Genomic DNA, 612 nt, shown 5'->3' on the forward strand with positions numbered 1-612 from the left:
GCGCCGCTGCGGACGGCCTCGCGGGCCGCGGCCAGGCCTGCGGGGCCGCCGCCGACCACGAGGACGTCGGAGTGGACGTACTTCTTGTCGTACTCGGCGCGGTCCTCGTCCGGGTCCAGCTTTCCAAGTCCGTTGAGGAGTTCGGCGCTGAGCCCGTCCACGAGGGTCACCGTGGTGGCGGGGAGCATGGATTCGGCCACGTGGCCGGGGAACCGGGCGGCGACCTTGACGAGGGCGTTAGATTCCTCGACGCCGGCGGACATGATGCCGCGGGGACGGTCCTCGTACAGGGAGTTGCCGGCGGCGATCCGGCCGTTCGCCAGCAGGGCGGAGGCGAGGGTGTCGCCCGGGTGGCCGGTGTATTCACGGCCGTCCAGGGTGAAGCGCCAGGAGACGCTGCGGTCAATGCGTCCGCCGGTGCTGAGGCGCGCGGGCTGCGGCTGAGCGGTCATTTGATGGCTCCTTCGGGGGAGACGGGGGTGGTGACGGTGGGGGCGGTGGGGCCGGTGGCGGGGCGAAGCTGTCCCATCGGGTACACGGCCTGGATGTCGTACGTAACGGTGTCGCGGAGCATGTTGAACCACTGCCGGCAGCCTGTGCTGTGCAGCCAGC

At 71.1% G+C, this 612-nt stretch carries 2 protein-coding genes; both read right to left on the bottom strand.

Annotation, left to right across the window (positions count from 1 at the left end):
- Positions 1 to 452: (2Fe-2S)-binding protein (locus QCD75_RS21840; RefSeq protein WP_301231620.1), on the bottom strand; the 452-nt coding region annotated here is incomplete at its 3' end.
- On the bottom strand, positions 449 to 612 hold a 164-nt coding region (locus QCD75_RS21845; RefSeq protein WP_301231621.1), incomplete at its 5' end, for a sarcosine oxidase subunit delta. The genes QCD75_RS21845 and QCD75_RS21840, both read right to left, overlap by 4 nt.

Source organism: Arthrobacter sp. PsM3 (assembly GCF_030433895.1).
Classification (GTDB): domain Bacteria; phylum Actinomycetota; class Actinomycetes; order Actinomycetales; family Micrococcaceae; genus Arthrobacter.